This window comes from Salipiger thiooxidans (genome assembly GCF_900102075.1).
Lineage (GTDB): Bacteria > Pseudomonadota > Alphaproteobacteria > Rhodobacterales > Rhodobacteraceae > Salipiger > Salipiger thiooxidans.
This window is the reverse complement of record NZ_FNAV01000015.1, coordinates 108,882-131,035: the sequence shown is the minus strand read 5'-3', so window position 1 is coordinate 131,035 and position 22,154 is coordinate 108,882. Positions and strand designations below refer to the sequence as shown.

At 64.4% G+C, this 22,154-nt stretch carries 20 protein-coding genes; 10 read left to right on the top strand and 10 right to left on the bottom strand.

What is annotated here, in order from left to right; translation table 11 throughout:
* Positions 1 to 6: 6 nt before the first annotated feature.
* Genes BLQ77_RS21020 through BLQ77_RS21010 form a run of 3 tightly spaced genes read right to left on the bottom strand, consistent with a single transcriptional unit; the run spans position 7 to position 3,616 of the window.
* A complete protein-coding gene (locus tag BLQ77_RS21020) occupies positions 7 to 1,155 on the bottom strand; it encodes an acyl-CoA dehydrogenase family protein (protein WP_009504585.1) in 1,149 nt (382 codons plus the stop codon).
* Positions 1,152 to 2,210, bottom strand: a complete 1,059-nt coding sequence (locus BLQ77_RS21015; RefSeq protein ID WP_009504586.1) for an acyl-CoA dehydrogenase family protein — start codon at positions 2,208 to 2,210, stop codon at positions 1,152 to 1,154. The genes BLQ77_RS21020 and BLQ77_RS21015 overlap by 4 nt, the downstream gene beginning before the upstream one ends.
* Positions 2,210 to 3,616, bottom strand: a complete 1,407-nt coding sequence (locus tag BLQ77_RS21010) for an MmgE/PrpD family protein (protein WP_089962688.1) — start codon at positions 3,614 to 3,616, stop codon at positions 2,210 to 2,212. Before BLQ77_RS21010 ends, BLQ77_RS21015 begins: the two co-directional genes overlap by 1 nt.
* Positions 3,617 to 4,095: 479 nt before the next feature.
* On the opposite strand from BLQ77_RS21010, the gene BLQ77_RS21005 reads away from it, so the two are divergent.
* The 6 genes from BLQ77_RS21005 (at position 4,096) to BLQ77_RS20985 (ending at position 10,368) form a co-directional block, all read left to right on the top strand.
* Positions 4,096 to 5,547 carry a hypothetical protein gene (locus BLQ77_RS21005; protein ID WP_223870716.1) on the top strand — a complete coding sequence of 484 codons (1,452 nt, stop codon included), beginning with the start codon at positions 4,096 to 4,098 and terminating at the stop codon, positions 5,545 to 5,547.
* A 164-nt stretch (positions 5,548 to 5,711) separates the two neighbouring features.
* Entirely contained in the window at positions 5,712 to 6,650 is a 939-nt protein-coding gene (locus BLQ77_RS21000) for a CoA transferase subunit A (RefSeq protein ID WP_009504589.1), read from the top strand.
* A complete protein-coding gene (locus BLQ77_RS20995; protein ID WP_009504590.1) occupies positions 6,647 to 7,414 on the top strand; it encodes a hypothetical protein in 768 nt (255 codons plus the stop codon). The genes BLQ77_RS21000 and BLQ77_RS20995 overlap by 4 nt, the downstream gene beginning before the upstream one ends.
* The gene (locus BLQ77_RS20990) at positions 7,377 to 8,429 is read left to right on the top strand and encodes a TAXI family TRAP transporter solute-binding subunit (RefSeq protein ID WP_242661807.1); all 1,053 of its coding nucleotides are present in this window, start codon (positions 7,377 to 7,379) and stop codon (positions 8,427 to 8,429) included. The genes BLQ77_RS20995 and BLQ77_RS20990 overlap by 38 nt, the downstream gene beginning before the upstream one ends.
* Positions 8,430 to 8,512: 83 nt before the next feature.
* Positions 8,513 to 8,785, top strand: coding sequence for a hypothetical protein (locus BLQ77_RS29500; protein ID WP_242661806.1), 273 nt, complete (start codon positions 8,513 to 8,515; stop codon positions 8,783 to 8,785).
* On the top strand, positions 8,767 to 10,368 hold the full coding sequence (locus tag BLQ77_RS20985) for a TRAP transporter permease (protein ID WP_242661805.1): 1,602 nt from the start codon (positions 8,767 to 8,769) through the stop codon (positions 10,366 to 10,368). Before BLQ77_RS29500 ends, BLQ77_RS20985 begins: the two co-directional genes overlap by 19 nt.
* A gap of 88 nt (positions 10,369 to 10,456) precedes the next feature.
* On the opposite strand, the gene BLQ77_RS20980 is transcribed toward BLQ77_RS20985, so the two are convergent.
* The 6 genes from BLQ77_RS20980 to BLQ77_RS20955 are packed head-to-tail and all read right to left on the bottom strand — an operon-like array spanning position 10,457 to position 15,806.
* Entirely contained in the window at positions 10,457 to 10,861 is a 405-nt protein-coding gene (locus BLQ77_RS20980; protein ID WP_089962687.1) for a Zn-ribbon domain-containing OB-fold protein, read from the bottom strand.
* A gap of 4 nt (positions 10,862 to 10,865) precedes the next feature.
* Positions 10,866 to 12,038, bottom strand: coding sequence for an acetyl-CoA acetyltransferase (locus BLQ77_RS20975; protein WP_089962685.1), 1,173 nt, complete (start codon positions 12,036 to 12,038; stop codon positions 10,866 to 10,868).
* Positions 12,039 to 12,086: 48 nt separating this feature from the next.
* Positions 12,087 to 13,229 carry an acyl-CoA dehydrogenase family protein gene (locus tag BLQ77_RS20970; RefSeq protein WP_089962683.1) on the bottom strand — a complete coding sequence of 381 codons (1,143 nt, stop codon included), beginning with the start codon at positions 13,227 to 13,229 and terminating at the stop codon, positions 12,087 to 12,089.
* Complete coding sequence (locus BLQ77_RS20965) at positions 13,226 to 13,663, bottom strand: MaoC/PaaZ C-terminal domain-containing protein (protein ID WP_009504597.1); 438 nt, start codon at positions 13,661 to 13,663, stop codon at positions 13,226 to 13,228. The genes BLQ77_RS20970 and BLQ77_RS20965 overlap by 4 nt, the downstream gene beginning before the upstream one ends.
* A 59-nt stretch (positions 13,664 to 13,722) precedes the next feature.
* Positions 13,723 to 14,394 (bottom strand): acetate--CoA ligase family protein, encoded by a 672-nt coding sequence (locus BLQ77_RS20960; RefSeq protein ID WP_089962681.1) that lies wholly within the window; start codon positions 14,392 to 14,394, stop codon positions 13,723 to 13,725.
* The gene (locus BLQ77_RS20955) at positions 14,391 to 15,806 is read right to left on the bottom strand and encodes an acetate--CoA ligase family protein (protein WP_242661804.1); all 1,416 of its coding nucleotides are present in this window, start codon (positions 15,804 to 15,806) and stop codon (positions 14,391 to 14,393) included. The genes BLQ77_RS20960 and BLQ77_RS20955 overlap by 4 nt, the downstream gene beginning before the upstream one ends.
* Positions 15,807 to 15,964: 158 nt before the next feature.
* On the opposite strand from BLQ77_RS20955, the gene BLQ77_RS20950 reads away from it, so the two are divergent.
* The 4 genes from BLQ77_RS20950 to BLQ77_RS20935 all read left to right on the top strand — a co-directional run bounded on the left by BLQ77_RS20950 (position 15,965) and on the right by BLQ77_RS20935 (position 21,457).
* Entirely contained in the window at positions 15,965 to 17,179 is a 1,215-nt protein-coding gene (locus BLQ77_RS20950) for a CaiB/BaiF CoA transferase family protein (RefSeq protein ID WP_089962677.1), read from the top strand.
* A gap of 30 nt (positions 17,180 to 17,209) precedes the next feature.
* On the top strand, positions 17,210 to 18,376 hold the full coding sequence (locus tag BLQ77_RS20945) for an acyl-CoA dehydrogenase family protein (protein ID WP_009504601.1): 1,167 nt from the start codon (positions 17,210 to 17,212) through the stop codon (positions 18,374 to 18,376).
* Between the two features lie 22 nt (positions 18,377 to 18,398).
* Positions 18,399 to 20,513 (top strand): acetate--CoA ligase family protein, encoded by a 2,115-nt coding sequence (locus BLQ77_RS20940; RefSeq protein ID WP_242661803.1) that lies wholly within the window; start codon positions 18,399 to 18,401, stop codon positions 20,511 to 20,513.
* 140 nt (positions 20,514 to 20,653) lie between these two features.
* Complete coding sequence (locus BLQ77_RS20935; RefSeq protein ID WP_009504603.1) at positions 20,654 to 21,457, top strand: IclR family transcriptional regulator; 804 nt, start codon at positions 20,654 to 20,656, stop codon at positions 21,455 to 21,457.
* Here BLQ77_RS20935 and BLQ77_RS28490 read toward each other — a convergent pair.
* Positions 21,436 to 21,849 (bottom strand): hypothetical protein, encoded by a 414-nt coding sequence (locus tag BLQ77_RS28490; RefSeq protein ID WP_111550203.1) that lies wholly within the window; start codon positions 21,847 to 21,849, stop codon positions 21,436 to 21,438. The genes BLQ77_RS20935 and BLQ77_RS28490 overlap by 22 nt on opposite strands.
* Between the last annotated feature and the right edge of the window lie 305 nt (positions 21,850 to 22,154).

Genomic DNA, 22,154 nt, shown 5'->3' with positions numbered 1-22,154 from the left:
CCCCCGTCACCGCAAGCCCAGTCCGCGTGCGATGATGCCGCGCAGAATCTCGCGGGTGCCCCCCCGAAGCGAGAAAGACGGCACCGCAAGTTCGGTATAAGCCAGCACCGCCGCATAGCTGTCGCGCCCTCCGGGCACCGCCGGGCGGGATACGAGGCTGCGCGCCAGACGCGGGATATCCTGTTCATAGAGCGCGCCGAGATCCTTGACGATGGCGGCCTGAAGCGCGGGGTTTTTGCCCTCGTTCAGCATGCCGGCCACCGAGCGCGACATTTGCCGCAGCACCATCAGATGCGCGGACAGGCGGCCGATCTCGGCCTGCTGGGCCTCGGTGGCGTCCTGGCGCAGCACCCGGATCAGTTCCTCGATCAGGGCGAAGGACGACAGGAACCGTTCCGGCCCGCTGCGTTCGAAGGCCAGTTCGCTCATGACCTGCGACCAGCCCTCGCCCTTTTCGCCCAGCAGCGCGTCGGATGGCAGGAACGTGTCGTCGAAGATGACCTGGTTGAAATGATGTTCGCCGCCCAGGTCGATGATCGGGCTGATCTGGATGTTTTCGGTGGCCTTGAGATCAATGAGGAACTGGCTCATCCCGCCGTGGCGGTCGTCGCTCTTGCCGGTTCGGCAGAACAGGATCATGTAGTCGGCCACATGCGCATAGGTCGTCCAGACCTTGGTGCCGTTGACACGGAAACCGCCTTCGACCTCGGTGGCGACGGTGCGCGTTGCAGCAAGGTCCGAGCCGGAATCGGGCTCGCTCATCCCGATGCAGAAACACAGCTCGCCCGCGGCGATGCGCGGCACGATCGCGCGTTTCTGTTCCTCGGTTCCCTTGGCCAGAATGAGCGGGCCGCTCTGACGATCGGCGATCCAGTGCGAGATCACCGGCGCGCCGGCGGCCAGCAGTTCTTCGGACACGACATACCGTTCCAGCGCGCTGCGCGCGTGCCCGCCGTATTCCCTGGGGAACGTCATGCCGACCCAGCCGCGCTGCGCCAGCTTGCGCGAAAACGCGCGACTGAACCCGTTCCACGATTCCGCGCGCTTTTCGGGCGGGAAACCGGCCAGTTCCTCGGCCAGAAACGCGCGGACCTCTTGGCGCAGATCGTCGTAATCGGCGCCGGGCGGGGGCGGGGGAAATGCGGTAAGGGTCATGCCGGGATGCCTTGTGCAGTGCTGTCGGTGATGAAATGCCAGAACGTGTCGCGGGGGCTCGACAGGGCGGCCCGCCCCAGCTCCCTTGTCCAGTCCAGCTCGGTGCCGAACTCGTCGCGCCAGCTCCAGATCCGTTTGGTGAAATGGTGCAGCGCGTGTTCCTGGGTATAGCCGATGGCCCCGTGAACCTGATGGGCCAGCGCACCGACTGTTTCCGCGGCTTCCCCGGAGCGGCTCTTGGCGGCGGCAACGGTCAGCGCAAAGGCGGGTGTATCGTAGCTGTCGGCCGCCATTTCGGCGGCGGCGCGCGACGCGGCGGTTTCTCCGGCCATCGTCGCGAGGTAGTGTTGGATCGCCTGAAACTTGCCGATCGGCCGTCCGAACTGGACCCGGTCGTTGGCATATTCGACAGTCATCGACAGGATGGTCTCCATCGCGCCGGCGGTGGCCAGACTGCGGGCAAGCGCCCCCAGCCCGCGCATTCCGCCAAGCGACCGCGGCAGGGGGGCGGCATCGGCATCGGTCAGCGCAAGGTCGACCCCGGCATCGTCGCGCGGCATCCCGGCGAGATCCTGCGCCGGGGTGACTGTCAGATCCTTGACCGGCAGGGACAGAACATGATCGACGCCGTCCAGCGCGGCGATGGTCACGATCCGGTCCGCCCAGCGGGCAAAAGGCACCAATGTCAGCGGCCCGCTTGCATGGATGGCAGCCCCGCGCCGGTCCAGCCGCAGCGCAGCACCCTCGGCGATGGTCAGTCTGCCGCCGGGCAGCGTGAGCCCCGCGCGCGCCAGCACCGCGTTCGCGATCAGGGTTTCGGCCAGTGGCAGCGGCAGGCCATGCGCCCCGGCGATGCGCACCAGCCCCAGCGCCTCGGCGGCGGGCACGCCGAAACCGCCGGCCTCTTCGGGCACCAGCGCCATGGGCAACCCGGCCTCCTCGATCCGCGTCCAGAGCGCCTCGGGGCATTGCCCGGCAGCGGCGCCCTCGCGCAGGCCGTGGCCGATGTGGTCGCGGAACAACCGCTCGGCCATGTCATGGATCATCGATTCCATCAGGCGGTCCTTTCTGACGGTGCATGGTTGGCGGCGGAGCTGCCGTGTTCCGGCTTGCCGGCGGGGGCGGTCGAATCGCGCAGCGGCGGCAGATGCAGCCGTGTGCGCAGATCCTGACGGAAAACCGCGACAGCAGGCGGCGTGCCCCCGTCCCTGCGGTATTTGTCAAGACAATCGGCAATCTTGTCGCCGATCTCGGCAGGGCTCGCCGGGTCCGAGGGCGAACCGGGATGCGCCGCGACCGACGTTTCGGCCAGGGTTTCGTTTCCGTGACGCAGGCGGACATGGACCGCCCCATGGTCCACACCGACGCGATCCTGCCCCGCGTCCGGTTCGGTTTCGATGGTTACCATGTCCATGAGACGGCGGATCTCGGGGCGGTGAGGGCTGTCGTCCTCGAAATCCGCAAGCCCGACCCGGCCCTGGTGCAGGGCCGCCGACAAGGTATAGGCGGCGCAGAACTTGGCTTCCATTCCATCCTTGGGATCCATGACATGCAGGGGCACCATAGCGCCCTTGGGCGCCGTCATTTCGATCACCGAGCCCTCGGGCACCGCGTCTCCGCCGCGTTGGGCGTAAAGGTGCCGCCCCGCGGCGATCATCCTGTGCGTGAGATAGCAGCAGGGATAAAGCTTGCGCGACACGCTGCCCAGATCGATCCTTGGCTCCACCCCGGCGGGATCGCCCGCAAGCCCGTCCGGGCCGGCATAAAGATCGAAAAAACCGCGCGGCGCAAAGATATCGGGGGCGCCGGTAATGCCGGCCTCGGCCATACGGGCGGCGCGCAGTCCGACAAGGGCGGCGTTGCCGGCCTGGATCGGCTTGGCCATCGCCCCGAAATTTATCTGCAATCCGCCCGCCAGCGACGCGGCCAGCGACAGGGCGTTACCGATGGCGTCTTCGTCAAGGTCGAGCTGATGCGCGACCGCCGCCGCGGCGGCCACTGCCCCGATCGTCGATGTGGCGTGCCAGCCCTTGTCGTAGTGGCCAAAGCCCAGAACCTGTCCCAGCGCGACATTGACGGCCGCTCCCACCGCAAGCGCGGGGGCAATGCGGTCGGCGGTCTCGGGCCGCGCGTCGGCCATCGCCATCAGCGCCGGCACGAAGACCACACTGGGATGCGTGACGCTGAGCGTGTGAACATCGTCGAAATCCAGCGCATGACCGGCGACGGCATTAAGGAACCCGGCCCGTTCGACCCCGCCCTGTCCGACCGTGCCCGCGGGTGTCGCCGCTTCGTCCCCGTCAAGTGCCGCCAGCCGGCGGACCACCGGCTCGTGCCATCCGCCATAGATGACAGCCACCGTATCCTCCACGCAAAGCGCGGCCTCCTCGGCATTTGCCGCGTCCAGCCGATGCCGCGCGGCGATGAACCCCGTCAGACGGCGGGTGAAATCATTGGTCATGTTCTGATCCTCTCTGGTACTGTACTTTGCCTCATGTCGGGAGGTGCTATCAATTCGGGTGGCCACCTGTTTGCACATATGTGTTGAACTGGGCTATCGCGTTGTGATCGCCACCGGGATGAGGCAGCCTGCGTGCAAACCCTCATTTGAATCCCTCATTTGAATCCCTTTGAGATCGGGCGCCGGGCGTGTCAGAAAAGCTGCGACAAGAAGGGCGAGCGCGGCTGGAGGTCTCGGCGTGAATGGACTGGAAGGCAAGGGCGCGAATTCGCCAAGGCATTGTACCACACCGTATCCGTCAGACGTTCTTTTCGCAAAGACCCGCTACCGGGGCTATCGGGCGGTTGCTCTCGCCGGTCCCGCGCCGGCGACAGGGGCGCGTTGCGCGCCGCACGGGATGAGGCAGGAACTGACGACAGCGCTGCCCGCCCGGCGTGTCGGGCGCGGCCGGATCTGGCGCGGCCTTGCAGAGAGGCCATATGGCTTTGGAAAAGCGGGTGCAGATGTCGGCCATTGATGTTCTGAAACGGTCCGCCGTGCGCAACCCGGTTGCCGCTGTCTGTCTGATGATCTGTCTTGGCGGTGGTATCGCGCAGGGTGTCTTTCCCGGCAGCGGTGTATCGGCTGCGATCGTACCGTTTTTCGGCATCTATCTCGTGATCGCGTTCCGCAACATTGCCCGCGTCGGATGGGTGCTGCTTTTCTTTTCGTTCGCGATTGCCGGTCTGGCGCTGGCCGATGGTATCGAAGCGCGCATTTTCGCCGAGGCGGCGGGGCGTGTCGTTTTCCTGTCAGCGCTGCTTACGGCTGTCGCCTTCTTGCGCATCGCGGCCACGCAGGACCCGGTTGTAGAGGTTGCCGGAGAGTTCCTGACGTTGCAGCCGCCGACCCGCCGCTACGCCTCTCTGGGTGCGGGGGGCCACCTGTTCGGCGTGCTTCTGAACCTCGGCGGGCTGGGCGTGATGCTTGAGGTCATCATGAAAGGCTTGGAGGCCCATCGCCATGAAATGGACGATGTGGTGTACGAGGCCCGCAAGCGCAGGATGGTAAGCGCCTGTATGCGGGGGTTTTCCTCGATCGCGTTCTGGACGCCGTTCGGCGTCGCCCTGAATCTGATGATTCTCACGATTCCGGATCTTGAATGGGCGCATCTGGCGCCTTTCGGAATCGCGCTGGCCGGGGTGCTTTTCCTTGTCGGGTGGCTGTTCGACACGGTGGAATGGTGGCGCCCGCCGTCGGCGCGCGGTCGGGTCGCGGCCCTGACCGGGGACTTGCCGGGCTGGGCGCATTGGTCGGTCGTGATCGTTGCCGGTCATATCCTTATTCTCGGGGGCGCTGTGGTGGCACTGGACAGGGCGACGGAATACAGTTTCCAGACCGTCCTGATCGCCATCGTGCCGGTTTACGCGCTTCTCTGGCTGGGTCTGCGAAAGGGCATCGGCAGCATTCCGGACATGTCGCGCCGGTTCGTGACGCAGGCACCGGGATTCGCGACCGAAATGAGCGTTATCGCGTCGGCGGGGTTCATCGGCCTCGTCGCGCTGGAGGTCGTTCCGGTCGAATGGATTGCCGACCATCTTGGCTGGATCGCAACGCGGCCTGTGCTGACCGTTGTGCTGTTGATTATGACGGTATTCCTGACCGGGCTGCTGGGGGTGCATCCGATGATCTCGGTGGTGCTGCTGGCGGAAGTGGTCAACCGCATCGGCGTGGATGGGTTGTCGCCGCTTGCTCTGGGCCTTGCGCTGGCTGGAGGCTGGAGCAGCATCATTTGCATGGGGCCCGCCATCACAGCCGTCGTTTATGCGTCTTCCATCGTGGGGGAACGGCCCCTGACCATCGGGTTGCGCTGGAACGGACTGTTCGGTCTGGCCAGCATCCTCCTTATTGCTCTCATTGTCGCTGGCGGTGTCGCGGCGGGGCTGCTCTGATGTCCTGATCCCGCACCCGGAGCGGCCAATCGCACATATGTGTTCGATCATGGCTGTCACACGCCGGAAAGTGCCGGATCGTGTCCGTTCCAGTACAGTTGCTCTGCGCAAATCCCCCGGCGGTCCGCCGGGGAAACAGAAGCATCGGAGCGACGATCCACACCATGCAAGGCCACACGAAACCCACGCGGCGCAGCAAGGTCACGGCGCTGCACGACGCAGCGCGTCTGGCCCGGAGCGCTTTGCTGGAACGACCGGAACTTTGCCTTGGCGGTCTGTTCAAGCAGGGCCGGCCGGTCGCATTGGTGCGCGCGCTGCTGGCTGCGGGCGCAAAGGACCTGCATGTCTATTCATCTCCCGGCGCCGGCTATGACGTCGATCTGATGATCGCGGCGGAAGCGGTCGAACAGGTGTTCATTCCCGGCGTCACGCTGGAAAACCGTCTCTGCCCCAATTTCCGAAGCGCGGTCGAGTCAGGGCAGGTGACGGCCCATGCGCTGGATGCGCTGACCGTGGTGGGGGGGCTTATGGCCTCGGCCCATGGTGTTCCGTTCCAGCCGATCGACGCGCTGCGCGGGTCGGACGTGCTGAAGCACAACCCGCTTCTCCGCGAAATCGACTGTCCCTTTTCGGGTCGCCGCATCCACGCCGTCGGCCCCATCCGGCCCCGCGTCACGTTTCTGCACGCGCAAGAGGCCGACCGCTGGGGGAACCTGCGCCATCTCAGCACGATGGTCTATGCCGATCAGCTGATGGCGCGCGCCTCGGACATGGTCATTGCCAGCGTGGACAGGATCGTGCCGGACGAGGTGATCCTTGACGATCCATCGCGGGTCAGCGTGCCATCGCACTATGTGGATGCCGTGGTCGCGGTGCCTTACGGCGCGCATCCCACCGCGAGCTTCCCCCATTACGCAATGGACGAGGATCATATCGACGCCTACGCCGATCTGGGCGATGCCGCCCGGGCCGGCGACCGCGCGGGTCTGGATGCCTACATCGCGCGCCATGTGACAGGCCCGACGACCCAGGAAGACTATATCAATGCGGTCGGGGGCGCGGACTATTTCGCCCGGCTCGAAGCGGAGGCCCGGCAGGAATGAGCGCGGCGATTTCCCCCCTTGAGCAAATGGTCGTCGTGCTGGCCCGCGACCTGGCCGATGGCGAACTGGGCGCCGCGGGTGCTGCGGCCCTGGTGCCGATGGCGGCGATCGCCCTGGCGCGCGAACTGCACGCACCCAACCTGACAGTCGGCGGGGAGATGTTTTTCAACCCCGAGCCGGGACGGCTCTATCCCTCGATGCTCGACGACCGCGCCCTGGGCCGCTGCGAGGCCGCCGAGACGTTCATCGAGCTGTTCGGCCACAGCCATCACGGGCTGGATTTCTTCTTTCACAGCGGGTTGCAGCACGACGCCTTCGGTAACATCAACCTGCATCACGTCGGTGGCACGCTGCACGCGCCCAGGATGCGCGGACCGGGCGCGGCCAACCTGTCCTACTGCCACACGTCGACGCGGTTCTACATCTGCCCCACCGTTCATACGGCGCGAAATTTTGTCGAGAAAGCGGATTTCATCACCATACCGGGGCATCTTTCCGGCCCCGAGGCGAAGCGCGCCGCCGGCTTGACCAAGGAAGGGCCGCGGTTCGTGGTGACGCCCCGCGCGGTCATGGATTTCGACCCGGAGACGCTGCGGATGCGGCTGAAATCGGTCCATGCCGGCAATACCGCCAAGGAGGTTCAGCGTCACACCGGGTTCGATCTTGGGATCAGCGGAGACGTGCCACAGACCCCGCCGCCAACAGAGGAGGAACTGACTGTCCTGCGTGCGCGGATCGACAAGACCGGAACCTTGCGCGCCTGACGCGCGGGGGCCGACAATTTTGAACAACGACTGGGAGGAAGACATGTTCAAACTCATAACAAACGGAAGCCGGGGGACCATCGGTGCCGCGGTCGTCCTGAGTGCCATTCTTGTGGGCGGGTCGGTTTCGGCCAAGGATCTCACGATGGGGACCACAAGCCCGACGTCCAGCCATTTCACGATCTCGGTCGCGATGAGCAAGGCGATCGAGACCGGTCTGGAAGATGCCACCGTCAACGTGATCGAGACCGGCGCCAGCGTGGACAATGTCCTGCGCCTCGCGCGGGAAGAAATTGATCTGGGTCTTGCCACCACCGACATCCTGATCTCGGCCCGCAACGGAACCGGCAAGTTCGAGGGCAACGCCATTGCCGATACGGTTGCGCTTTATCCCTACAGCGCATCGGTGCTGTTGATTGCCGCAACCGAGGAATCGGGCGTGACCTCGCTTGACGATCTGGATGGCAAGAAATTCAATCCCGGCATCCGGGGATCGGCCGCCGAGACCCTGACCACCAACGTGCTGTCGATGTTCGACATCAACGCAGACCTCGTGCACGGCGCCGTCGGGGACGCGGTGGAAGGTATCAAGAACCGCCAGATCATCGGCTACAGCAAATACGGTGCCGCAAACTCTGTCGATGCGACCCTGCAAGAGCTGATGACAAGCACCAGGATGCGGTTGATCGGCTTCTCCGAAGAGCAGGAGAAAGCGGCGAGGCAAGCCATGGAAGGCGTCGGTTTCACAACCCTTCCCGCCGGGCTTATTGCGGGGTCCGAGGCGATGCGGGTGCCCAAGCTCAATGTCTTCTTCCTGACCCGCACCGGCGTCATGGACGACGAGACCGCCTATGACATCGCCCGCAGCATCCACCAGAACATGGACCTTCTGGTCGAGGCCTGGCCGCAACTGGCAGAGTACGACATCGCCGCCGATGCCGTCGCCACGATGGAGGCCGGTATCGCCTATCATCCGGGCGCGGCGCGATACTGGAAAGAAGCCGTCGGCAACTGAATACGCGCTGCGCGGTCGTACCGCCGGTCGAACGGACCGGCCCAGCGGGGCGCCACATGCGCCCCGCCGTCTCGGGAGGAAACATGAAACACTCATCGACCGAAGCTTCGCTCTGGGAACGGCGCGGCGCGCAGGCGCTCGGCGCGTTGTTTGCGGCATTCGTCGCGCTGCATTTCTACAATGCCCTGTTCGGACAGTTCGAACCGCTGGTTCAACGACCGATCTTTATCGGCTTCGGTCTGGGCGGTGCCTTTTTCCTGTACGCCGCGCGCGCGTCGCGGACGGGCGGTCGAAACCGCCTGGAACGGGCCATCGACATCACGCTCGGGCCGCCGGGTTGCTGGCCGTTCTGCTGACGCTTGAAGCGGCCCGCCGGGTGATCGGCTGGTTCCTGCCCCTGCTGGCACTGATCACCGTTCTTTATTACTACTTCGGGTACGATCTGATTGACGGGGGCTGGCGCCCGCCGCGTGTTTCGGCCCGCACGGCAGTCGAGACCTTCTACAGTTCGACCACCGGCATGTTCGGCTATCTTGCCGATGTAGGCGCGCGGGTCATCACGATCTATGTGCTTCTGGGGGCGTTGCTGCTGTCCACGGGGGCAACCGACGTGTTCATGAAAATGGCCACCTGGATCGCCGGACGCACGTTTGGCGGCCCCGCCAAGGTCTGCGCCCTGTCCTCGGCGATGTTCGGGACAGTGACCGGATCGGCGGTGGCCAATGTGATGGCGACGGGTTCGATCACCATCCCCACGATGAAGCGGCTGCGCTATCCGCCGGCCTTTGCCGGGGCGGTCGAGGCGGTTGCGTCTTCCGCCGGTCAGCTGACGCCGCCGGTGATGGGGGCGGGGGCGTTCATCATGGCCGAGTTCCTGAACATTCCCTACACCCAGATCGCCGTGGCAGCGGTCGGTCCTGCGTTTCTCTACTACCTCGCGATATGGCTCGGGGTGGACCTTTATGCGCGCCGCGCGGGCCTTCAGCCCACGCCGAAAAACGAAATGCCGAAACCGGCGGATTTTCTGGCGCCCGACAAGGCGATCCCGCTGTTTCTTCCTATCGCGACAGTGGTTTACTTTCTGTTCCAGGGTTACACGCCAAGCTTTGCCGGTGCCGCGTCGATCATCGTTTTGATCTTGGCCTGTGCGGCCGTGCGCCCCTTTGGCCGCGCCACAAGGGGGCAGGGGCTGAAGGCATGTTGGACCGGGCTGGCCCGCGACGTTTACGAGGGGATGGTCGAGGCCGGTCGCGCGCTGGTGATGATCGCCGCGCTGCTGGCCTGTGCCGCGATCGTCGTCAAGGTTCTGACAGCGACGGGCGCGGGGGTGAAAATCTCGAATCTGCTGTTTTCGGTGTCCGATCAGGGCCTGATCGTCGCCCTGCTGCTGGCGGCTGTGCTGTCGATCGTGCTGGGCATGGATGTGCCGACCACGGCCTCTTATGTTCTGGCGGCAGCGGTTGCCGCGCCCAGCCTCGTGCGGCTTGGCCTGCCGGAACTGACGGCGCATCTGTTCGTCTTCTACTACGCGATCCTGTCAGCCATCACGCCGCCGGTCTGCGCCAGCGTCTACGCCGCCGCCGCGTTGGCCGGGGCCAATTTCTGGAAAGTGGCGGGTCGGGCGCTGTCGCTGGCCGGGGCGGTCTATGTGGTGCCGTTCCTGTTTGTGTTCCGGCCGGGGATCCTGGCACAGGGCGGCACCGGTCAGGTCATTCTGGACGTTGGCGTGGCAAGCGCCGCGGTTTTTGCTGTCAGTGTCGGGTTCAGCGGTTACCTTCGGGGAACGCTGTCCTTTATCGGCCGGGGCTTGTTTCTGGCGGCGGCCGCGCTGCTGTTCTATGCCGCGCCGATGGCCGATATTATCGGCGGGCTGGCATTGACCGGTCTCATTGCATGGCGTTTTCTTCGCGGAGAGCGAAAGACCCTCAGTTCCGGGTGACGCCTGCGCCTTTTCACAAAGAAGGGCCGCCGCAGGTATTCTGCGGCGGCCCTTTTACGATTGGTTGCGCGGACCTGTGCCCGCTGTCTCAGGTCATCCTGAAATAGGGAAAGGTGATCTCGTCGGTGGCTTTCACGAAGGTCACTTCGACCTCGGCCCCGATATGCACTTTCTCCGGGTCGTCGGTCTGGATCCGGCTCATCATCCGCGGGCCTTCTTCCAGTTCGATCAACGCGACGACATAGGGAACGTCGTCGGCAAAGGCCGGGCCTGCCGGGCGGCGGGCGATGGTGAAGGTATGCACCTCGCCACGCCCGCTGACCGTGTCGAATTTCAGGTTGTCGGAATGGCAATGCGGGCAGATCGCCCGCGGATAGAAGTGATGCTTGCCGCAATCGCCGCACAGCGGGATGTCAAGACGGCCCTCGTGTGCGGCCTGCCAATAGGGGGCGCTGTCGTGGTCGATCACCGGAAGCGGTTTGTCAGTGCTCATCGGCTCAGTCCTTCTGCAAAATCACGGTCGCGCCAGAGGACAGCGTGCCCCCCGTGCCATGCACCAGCGCGGTCTCGGCACCCGCGACCTGCCGGTCGCCGCAGACGCCCCGCAACTGGCGGGTGGCCTCGATCAGCAGGAACATCCCGTACATGCCCGGATGCAGCGCCGACAGGCCGCCGCCATTGGTGTTCATCGGAAAGGCGCCGCCCGGCGCCGTGCGTTGGCCAGAGACAAAATCGCCGCCTTCGCCGATCTTGCAGAAACCCAGCGCCTCCAGCGTCAGCAGGACGGTGATGGTGAAACTGTCATAGACCTCGACCACGTCGATGTCGGAATGGCTTACGCCGGCCATTTTCATCGCGGTTTCGCCAGCCTTTTGCGCCGGCAGCAGGCGGGCGAGATCGGGCATCTCTCCGATGGCCCAATGGGTGTGTGCCTCGCCATAGCCCTTGACCGCGACGGGTTTGGTCTTGAGGTCCTTGGCGCGTTCGGCGGTGGTCATCACGATGGCGCCCGCGCCGTCGGTGACAAGGCAGCAATCAAGCAGGTGCAGCGGTTCCGAGATCATCGTGCTGGACAGGACGTCGTCGACGGACAGCGGATCGCGCCGCGTCGCGGCGGGGTTCAGCTGCGCCCATTTCCGGGTGGCGACGGCGATCTCGGCCAGGTTCTCGGAGGTGGTGCCGTATTCGTGCATGTGGCGCTGCGCCGCCATCGCGTAGCCACCCACCGGCGTCGGCATCCCATAGGGTGTTTCATGCTGCATCGACAGGACCGAGGGGCGCCCCCCCAGATTGCGGCTGCGCAAGGATTTCTGGTCGGAGCTGTAGACGATCAGCGCCACCTCGCAATAGCCCTCGCGCAGCGCCATCGCGGCATGGGCGACATGCGCCTCAAACGCCGAGCCGCCGATATTGGTGCCGTCGACATAGGTTGGCATGATGCCGAGATATTCGCCCAGCGTCACCGTCGCAAGCTGCCCCGGCCCCGGTACGCCCCACATGCCGGCGGTCAGAAGACCGTCCACATCGTCCAGCGTCAGGCCGGCTTCTTCGACGGCGGCCTTTGCCACCAGGGCGGCATGGCCCAGAACCGAAGCCTTCGTGACAAATTTCCCGTCCTCGATTGGCGCGTCGGCAAGGCCGACGATCACCGGATCGCGTCCGTTCTTCATATGCTCTTTCCCTTTGTTGTGCGGTCGTGTCCCCAAGCGGCCCCGATGTCAGTTCGGGCGCATGGTCTTGGCGATCAGCGTGCGCTGAATCTGCGAGGTCCCGCCACCGATGGTGCTTTGCATTCCTTCGCGGAAATAGCGTTCCATATCCGCCTCGGGCAGCATGGAATGGCCGCCGAGGATCTGCATGCCGTTGCGCGTGACGGTTTGCAGGGTCTCGGAGGCAAAGAGCTTTGCCATCGACACTTCGCGCGTGCAGGGCGTCTTGGCCGCGGCCAGGCTGGCGGCGCGATAGACCAGCAGCCGCGCGGCGTCGACCTGGGTCTGCATGTCGGCCAGCATGTGGCGGATCACCTGAAAGTCAAAGATCGGCTTGTCGAACTGAATCCGCTCATGGGCGTAGCGCAGGGCATCGTCCACCGCTGTCTGGGCGTTGCCGACATAGGCGGCGGCCACGGCGACACGTTCCAGTTCCAGGTGATCGGTGATGATTTTCCAGCCTTCGTTTTCGGTGCCCAGCAGGGCATCGGCGGGCAGTTTCACGTCATCGACGAAAATCTCGGTGGTGCCTGTTGCGCGCCGTGCCAGGGTCGGCAGCTTGCGGATGTCCAGCCCTTCGGTGTCGTTGGGGATCAGGAACACCGACAGGCCCTTGTGCTTGGGGGCATCGGGATCGGTGCGGGTCAGCATGGCAAGGATCGCATTGTCGGCCTTTGCGCCCGAGCACCAGAGCTTTTGCCCCTTGACCACCCAGCCGTTGCCGTCGCGCCGCGCGCGGGTCTTGGTCGAAGCCGCGTCCGACCCGGCGCCGGGCTCGGAAATCGAGATCGAGAAGCGGATGTCGCCATCGAGGAACGGCCGGATGTAGCGCTCTTTCTGTTCGGGCGTGCCGAATTTCTCGATGTTCATCGCGGTGAAGGTGGCGACCATCAGGCCGGTGGAAAAGTCGAAACCGTATTTCGCCAGCCCCTCGCACATCAGGGCGTAATCCATGATGTCGCCGCCCAGCCCGCCGCTTTCCTCGGAAAACAGGATGCCCAGCCAGCCCTGCTTGGCAACCTTTTCGTAGGCCTCATAGGGGTATTCGCGATCGAGGTCGCATTTGCGGATGTAGTCGCGACCGATCTCTTCATCGATGAAACGCTCGACGGTCGCGCGCCACATTTCCTGTTCGGGTGTCAGAAAGTTCATGCGCTCTCTCCTTGCGTGGCGTCGTGCGCGGCCCTGACTTTGGGCGGTTCTCCGGGACGATCGAGGCGGGTCTTGCGGATCAGCAGGCTGAACTCGCAGCGCATCACCGTTTCGTCACGCTGGTTGATGCCTTCCAGCTTGCTGGTCACGACACCGTGCTTTTCGTCATGGTCCTTGAGATTGACGATTTCCACGCGGGCCCAGAGGGTGTCGTTGATGAAGGTCGGGCGCAGAAAGCGCAGCCTGTCGCAGCCGTAGAAGGCAGCGAGCACGGAGCTGTCGAAGGGAATCATCGCGTTGACGATGGAAAACACGAGGCTGCCCTGAACAAGGCGCTGGCCGTAGATCGCCTCCTTGGCATGCTCGATGTTGGAATGCAGCTCAAGCCAGTTCCCGGTGAGCATGCAGAAATTGACGACGTCGGTTTCCGTCATCGTCCGCCCGCTCGAAACGCCGGTCTGGCCCAGTGACAACTCTCCGAAAGGGTGACGTATCACGTTAAACTCTCCTGTTCATCCGCGTTGGGTGACAACACGATCAAGGCGTCGGCAGCGGCCAATCCTTTCCCGTCCGCCCGAACCATCACAGGGTTGATTTCAATTTCCGAGATCAGATCGGCGTTTTCGGCGAAGAAAACAGATATGCGTGAAATCAGGTCCGCCAGCGCCCCCTTGTCGGCGGGTTCCGCGCCGCGCAGCCCCGCCAGCAACCTGGCACCGGGGCCCGAATCCACCATCGTCTCGGCGGTTTGCGGCCCCGCGGGCGCAAGCCGGATTTCGGCCGCGTCGATCAGTTCCACCAGAATGCCGCCTGGACCGGCCAGAACGATCGGGCCAAAGGTGTCGTCGCGTTTGCAGCCGATGATCCATTCGGCCACCGACCCCTCTTCCATTTCCTCGATCAGCGGGGTGCCGCCCGCAAACCGTTGCGCCATTTCGGCCGCGGCCTGCTGCGCCTCTTCGGGCGCAAGACCCAGACGGACAAGGCCATGATCGGATTTATGCGGATAGTCGTCGTGACAGAGCTTGGCGACACAGCGCCCCTCGGTGGGGTCGCGTTTCGGCACCGGTATGCCGATGCGTTGCAGCAGGTCCTTCGCGTCGGCCTCGTGCACCACTTTGCGCCCGGCACGCTGCCAGTTTTCCAGTGTTTCCCTCGGGGTCATGCCACTTCTCCCGTCATGGCCGCCAGCGCCGCAAGCCCCGACGCCGCACGCGCCGGCGAATCATACACCGGAACAGCCCGTTCGCGCAGCGCCTCGCCCGAGGCATTGCTGCGCGCCGCGCCGGTCCAGACGATCAGGATCGGCTTGCCGGTGCTGTCGAACGCCTCGGCCAACGCCTCGATGAACTGCTGATCCGGCACAAATGTGATAATTGCGATGGCGATATCCACGCCCGGATCAGCTGCGACGGCCTTCAGGCAGCGGCCCACATAGGTGGGATTCGCCAGAACGACGCCGGTCAGATCGACCGGATTCGACACCGAGCCGTAGAACGGCACATAGTGCGACAGCGCGGTCTGCGTCGCCTCGTCCAGGACCGGCACCTCGAACCCGGCGCTTTCGGCAAGGTCGGTCATCTCGACGCCGAGCCCGCCGGTGACAGAGATGATGCCGACCCGGTTGCCGGCAGGCCGCCGCCCCGCAGCGAGGGCCGTGACGGCATCGACGGCGGCCACGGATTCCCGCGCGCGGATAACCCCGGTTTCACGAAACACCGCGCTGATCACCCGGTCGTCCCCGGCCATCGCGCCGGTATGCGACTGGACCGCGCGCGATCCGGCGCGGCTTCGCCCGCCCTTGACCGCAACGACATGCTTTCCGTCCTGCGTCAGTCGCCGGGCCACCTCGGCGAACCGTCGCCCGTCGCGCAGTTCCTCGACGTAGCACAGCACCACGCGGGTCTCAGGGTCGTTGCCCAGATATTCAAGCAGATCCGCCGCGGTCAGATCGGTTTCGTTGCCGCTGGAGACGATGGCATTGATCCCCACGCCGCGTTCGCCCAGACGCAATGCCATAAGGCCCGCAAGCGCGCCGGACTGGGAAATCATCGCGACCGGGCCGGGCCTGAGACCGTTGAACATCGGGCTGAAAGTCAGTTGCAGGTCCGTTGCGGGGCGCACCACGCCTTCGCAGTTCGGCCCGACCAGACGAAAGGGCGCGTCCTGCATGATCCGGCGCAGCCGCATCTCGTTGCTGCGCCCGTCTTCGCCGGCCTCCGAAAATCCCGAGGTCACCCCGACCACGGCCTTGACATCGAGCCGGGCGCAGCTTTCCAGCGCATCCAGAGCGACACCGACCGGGGTTGCCAGAACGACCACGTCGATCGGGCCGTCGATCTCATCCAGACTGCGCACAGCCGCAAGCCCCTCGATCTCGCCGCCCGACGGGTTCACCGGGATGATCTTGCCGCGATAGCCGTTGCTCTTCAGCAGCGCCAGCACGGCCTGCCCGAGCTTGCCCTTGGTGCGCGACGCCCCGACCACCGCGATGGTGCGGGGATCAAACAAACCATCCAATGCCTGTGCAACCGAAGGCCGGCGTGTCGCCATTCGATTCGTCTCTGGTTCAGCCATTTCTTTCTCCGTCAAGTGAAAATTTCACCGCCCGTTTCGAAGATCTAACGGACGTTCGATTATTCTCGCAATGGATTTCGGTTCCGGGGAGAATAGGGGCGCTGGACCCGGAGATTGGGGCTTGACGATCGAGAAATGGCAATCTGGGAGAAGACCGCGTGACGATAAAAGACGGGCCGCTGAGCGACCTCAGGGTGATTGAAATGGGGCATGTGATTGCCGCGCCGATGTGCGGCGCTCTGCTCTCGGATTTCGGCGCTGAGGTGATCAAGATCGAACGACCGGGGCAGGGCGACATGCTGCGGGTTCTGAGCGCGCGCGCCAAGGATGGCGTCGGCGTGTGGTGGAAGACGCTGGCCCGAAACAAGCGACTGGTGGCGCTGGACTGGAAGACCGACGACGGCCGCGAGGTTCTGCGCCGCCTGGTCGAAAACGCGCAGGTTCTGATCGAGAACTTCCGCCCCGGCGTGCTTGAAAGGGCGGGGTTGGCGCCAGAGGTTCTGCATGAATGGAACCCGGATCTGGTGATCGTGCGGATCTCGGGCTATGGGCAGACCGGGCCGCGTTCCTCCTGGCCGGGTTTCGGTCGGGCCGGCGAGGCCATGAGCGGGCTGGCCAACATGACCGGCTTTGCCGACAACGCGCCGATGCACCCCGGCTTTCCCGCCGCGGATTCAACCACGGGCCTCATGGCGGCCTACGGCGCGATGATGGCGCTTCATGCGGTGCGCAACGGCAGCGCCAGGGGCCAGGTGGTGGACCTCGCCATCTTCGAGCCGCTGTTGCGCCTGATCGACTATCACGTTCCGACGCGGACCGGCGCGGGGCTTCCGGTTGACCGAAACGGGCTTCAGGCCCCCAATTCCTACGCCCCGGCGGGGGTGTTTCGCGCCCAGGACGGGAAATGGGTCACAATCAGCGCCGGCAGTGCGGCGACCGGACGTCGGCTTCTGGAGGCCGCGGGCGGAAAGGAATGGGCGGAACAGCCGCAATTCCAAAATCTGGACGGCTTCGTGGAGCACATGGACGAAATCGTGGACCGGCTTGGGGCATTCGTGGCCCGGCATGACGCGCAGAAGGCGATCGACATCTTCCAGGCCCACGATGCCGTGGCGGCGATGGTCTATGACGTCGATGACATCCTGGCCGATCCGCAGATCGCGGCGCGCGGCGATATCGTCGGGGTCGAGGGCGACGACACCAAGGTCGTTGGCCCCATCCCAAAGCTGGACAAGACGCCGGGGCGGCTGCGCTGGCTCGGGCGCAGCGAGCTGGGCGTCGACAGCCGCGCGGTGCTGGAAGAGCTCGGATACGACGCCGGGCAGATCGACACCCTCACCCAGAACGGCACCATCGCCGGGCCGGACCGCTGAGAGCGGATTGCGAGATTCGAGGAGAACACCATGACCTATCAGATGACATCCGATCAGCAGGGAATCCGCGATGCGATCCTGCGGGTTTGCGCAGAATTCGACGATGAGTTCTGGCAAAACCGGGATCGCGAAGGCGGTTTCCCGCACGAACTGCACCAGAAGCTGGCCCGCGATGGCTGGCTGGGAATCGCCATCCCCGAGGAATACGGCGGGGCCGGTCTTGGAATCGTCGACGCCGCCATCATGATGCAGGCGATCGCGGAATCCGGTGGCGGCAACAGCGCGGCTTCGGCGGTGCACATGAACATCTTCGGCCTCAATCCGGTCGTCAAGTTCGGCACCGACGACCAGAAAAAAAAGTACCTTCCGCCGCTGGTGGCCGGTGAGCAAAAGGCCTGTTTCGGCGTCACAGAACCGACGACTGGCCTGGACACGACGAAGCTGAAAACCCGCGCCGTGCGCCAGGGTGACCGCTATGTCGTGCACGGGCAAAAGGTCTGGATTTCGACCGCCCAGGTTGCGGACAAGATCCTGCTGCTGGCGCGCACCACCCCGCTTGAGGATGTCAAGAAACCAACCGAAGGCCTAAGCCTGTTCTACACCGATCTTGACCGGACATTCGTCACCGTGCGCGAGATCGAGAAGATGGGCCGCAAGTGTGTCGATTCAAACGAGCTGTTCATCGACGGGCTGCCGATACCGGCCGCCGATCTGATCGGCGAGGAAGGTCAGGGCTTTCGCCAGATCCTGCACGGGCTGAATCCCGAACGGGTGCTGGTCGCCGCCGAGGCTGTGGGCATCGGGCGCAACGCGCTGCGCCGCGCCGCCAATTACGCCAATGAGCGCGTCGTGTTTGGCAGGCCGATCGGCCAGAATCAGGGCGTGCAGCATCCGCTGGCCGCCTGCTGGGCGGAACTGGAAGCGGCCAATCTGATGGCGATGAACGCCGGCGCGCTTTACGATGCGGGCAAGCCCTGCGGAAACGAGGCCAACGCGGGCAAATACCTGGCCGGCGAAGCGGCGGTCAAGGCGACGCAGACCGCGCAGCTGACTTTTGGCGGTTTCGGATATGCCAAGGAATACCATGTCGAACGCCTTGTGCGCGAAGCCATCCTGTTCCGCATCGCGCCGGTAACACCGCAACTGGTGCTGTCGTTCATCGCGGAACACGCGCTCGGCCTGCCGAAATCCTACTAATTCGAACATCAAAGGAAGACCCATGCGTATTGACGGAATGGATGCCATTTTCGCCCCTCGTTCTGTTGCCGTGATCGGCGCGTCGAGCGACCCGAAACGCATCGGCGGACGGCCGGTGGATTTTCTCAAACGGCATGGGTTCCAGGGCACGATCCTGCCGATAAACCCGAAATCGCCCGAAGTGCAGGGCCTGACGGCGTATCCGTCGATCACCGAGGCCCCGTCGACACCGGATCTGGCGGTGATCGCGCTGCCCGCGCCGCTGGCGGTTCAGGCGGTCGAGGATTGCGCGGCGCGCGGCGTGCGGGGCGCGGTGATCTTCAGCTCTGGGTTCTCCGAGGTTAATGCCGAAGGGGCCGCGCTTCAGGCGCGAATGGTCGATATCGCGCGCGAAGGCGGTATGCGGCTTGTCGGGCCGAATTGCCTGGGCATCGCCAATGTGCGCCACAATCTTTACGCCACCTTCACACCGGGGGTCGAAAAGCACCTGCCCAAGCCCGGCGGCGTGTCGATCGTCAGCCAGAGCGGCGCCTTCGGGTCGTATTGCATGACGCTGGTCAGGATGCGCGGACTGGGTGTGAACCTCTGGGCGACGACGGGCAATTCCTGCGACGTCGATTTCGCCGATGCGGTAGCCTATTGCGCGCAGGATGACGAAACCCGCGTAATCATGGGATACCTCGAAGGCGCGACTGACCGCGACAGGCTGGTCGAGGCCCTTGAACTGGCGCGCGCACGGGAAAAGCCGGTGGTCATGATGAAGGTCGGCCGCAGCGCGGTCGGTGCCGAGGCCGCGCAATCGCATACCGCCTCGCTGGCGGGGTCCGACGCGGTCTATGACGCGGCTTTTCGGCAATACGGCGTGTACCGGGCGCAATCGGTCGATGAAATGTTCGATGTGACCTATGCCTGCGCCGAATCCGCGTCGATGATGCAGGGCGACCGACTGGGCCTTGTGACGGTGTCCGGCGGCGTTGGGGTGCTGATGGCCGACGAGGCCGAGAAACTGAAACTGGACGTGCCCGCGCTTCCCGATCACGCGCAGAAAAAGCTGAAAGAGGTGCTGCCTTTCGCAGGTGTCCGAAACCCGGTCGATGTGACGGCGCAGCTGGTCAACCAGATCGACCTGCTGGAAACCAACATGGATGTGTTGTTTGGCGACGGCGAAATTGACGGTGCCATCATCTTCATGTCCACGGTCGGTCTTGTCGCCGACCTGAACGAAGCCATCCGGACCGGGCTGGAGCGCATCCGCGAGAAGTTTCCCGGCCGGCCGATGCTGTTCTGTTCGCTGACCGAACCCGAGGGCCGTGCCGCATATGAAAAGTCGGGGTTCATCGTGTTCGAGGAACCGACCCGCGCGGTCCGTGCCATGGCCGCATTGCGCTATTTCGCCAGATCCTTCGCGCGGGCCGGCGAACATGACCCGATACCCGAACTGTCCGACCTGTCGCCGTTGCCGGACGACATGGTGAACGAGATCGAGGCCAAGGCGCTGCTGGCCGAAGCGGGCATCGCAATCGTGCGCGAAACCCTGGCCAAGACCCCGGAGGCGGCAGCCGAGGCGGCGCAGGAGATGGGCTATCCGATCGTGTTGAAGATCGCCTCGCCCGACATCCTGCATAAATCCGATATCGGTGGCGTGGCGCTGAACTTGCGCTCGGTCGAAGAGGTCCGCTCTGCCGGGGCGCGCATTCTGGAACTGGCGTCCGAGAAAGCGCCCGATGCGCGGATCGACGGGCTGGTCGTGGCCGAACAGGCAGCACCGGGGCTGGAGGCCATACTCGGCGTGACCCAGGATCCGGCATTCGGCCCGGTGGTCATGTTCGGGCTGGGCGGCGTGCTGGTCGAGGCCCTGGGGGACGTGTCCTTCCGGGTTGCCCCTTTCGGGCCCGCCGAAGCGCGTCGGATGATCGACGAAATCCACGGTCGCAAACTGCTGGACGCCTTCCGCGGCGCGCCCGAACGCGACATCGGCGCGCTTGCCGACGCCCTTGCGCGCCTGTCCGCCTTTGCGGCCCATCACGGAGCAGCGCTTGAGACCATTGACGTCAACCCGTTGATCGTTGGACCCAGCGGCCAGGGTGCCGTGGCTGCGGACGCCGTAATCGTTCCCACCAGGCGAGGAGGCCACTGACACCCGGACCCGGCATCTTTCCGATCCCCTCGCGGCATGCGGCGCGTCTTCTGCGATCTTCTACCAGTTGACAGAAATAACATCCGCAGCCATTCTACTTTCTGAATACTGTTCATATAATAGTATGCTGGGAGGGGATCATGGAAGACGCGGAACAGACTTCGGTGAAGACACGCGGGGACAATATCGTAAAATCGGTCGCCCGCACCTGTGAAACGCTGGTGTATTTCGACGAGGTGCGGCGCCCGCTGTCGGTCGTGGAAGTCTCGAAGAAACTGGGGTATCCGCAATCGAGCACTTCGGCGCTCTTGAAGAGCATGGTCAAGCTCGGCTTCCTGAGCCACGATGCCCGGAACAAGAACTACTTTCCCACCGAACGCGTCCCGCTTCTGGGCTCTTGGATGAGCCCGGATCTGTTCGGTGAAGGCATCATCCAGCGGCTGCTCAAGGCGATCGCGCAACGGACGCAGCATGTCGTCGTACTGGGAACAAAGAACGGCGACGAAGCCGAGTATGTGCAAGTGATCCGTCCAAAGAAGTCGCCGATCCACCACATTTCACTCGGCACGCGGCGTCCGCTGGGGAATTCCGGGGTGGGGCGGGTTCTGATGAGCCGCTTCAGCGATGAAGAAGTGTGCCGCCTGTTACGAAAGATCAATGCCTATCGTGCGCCCGACAAACCGGCGGTGGACGTGAAGACCTTCGTCGCCTCCTTGGCCGAGACCCGCGCCAAGGGGTATTATCTGTCAACCGATCAGGTCGTCAAAGGCGCCGGGTTGATCTCCATGCCGTTTCCCAGCCACCAGAGTTCTCGTCTGTTTGCCGTTGGGGTTGGCGCACCGACGGATGTCATCCTGCGATCCGAGAACGAGATTGTCAGGATCATGCGTGAAGAAATCGTTCAGCATCTGAGAAAGAAAGGTCAAGACCCCAGGGTTTGCTGAACGCCGGTGTTCTTATCCACCATGACCCCCGCCCGGCCCAAGATCATGCGGCGGCGATTCCCCCCGATCTGATTGTCGGGGTCCGGGCCGGGTGCCGCCCCTCTGCCGCAGGTGGCCGTTCTGGCCACGGCGCCACCACCCTGTCGTAAAATGACGTTCAGAAACGTGCCAGTGTTCGATATTCGATCCGGGTATCTTCTGGACGGGATTTCAAAACCGGTACGACACCCGACGATTTCCGACAGCGCGGTCGGGTTGCGGATGCACCAGATCGCGGTGCCGCACGTCCCGAAATGCCCGATCGACCAGCTTGCGGGATAATGCGGGATAATGCGTCCGCCGGGAAGCGCCGCAGGCCATCGCCCGGCGCGGATCGTCAGCTGCCCCGCCATCAATGTCCCTCCGAAAACTGTCATCCGGCCATTCGACTGTCGTGCCCACATCCCGCAACTGTCAGCCTCAGGGAGGCGATGCAGATGGCCGTGTGGCGCGCCGCATCCTTTGGCTGGACAGGCGCCCGAAGCGTGAGTGCAAACGGGGTAGAGCCCCTGCGCGCGCCGGGCCCCCGCGCAATCGCATATATGTGCGATCTGGTGGCCGGATCGGGGCGGGCGGCGCTTCCGCATTGACCGGATGGCCTGCCGTTTGGTTGGCTCGGGCGAGGAAGGCCGACCAACGGACGGGTCCGTGAGGCTCT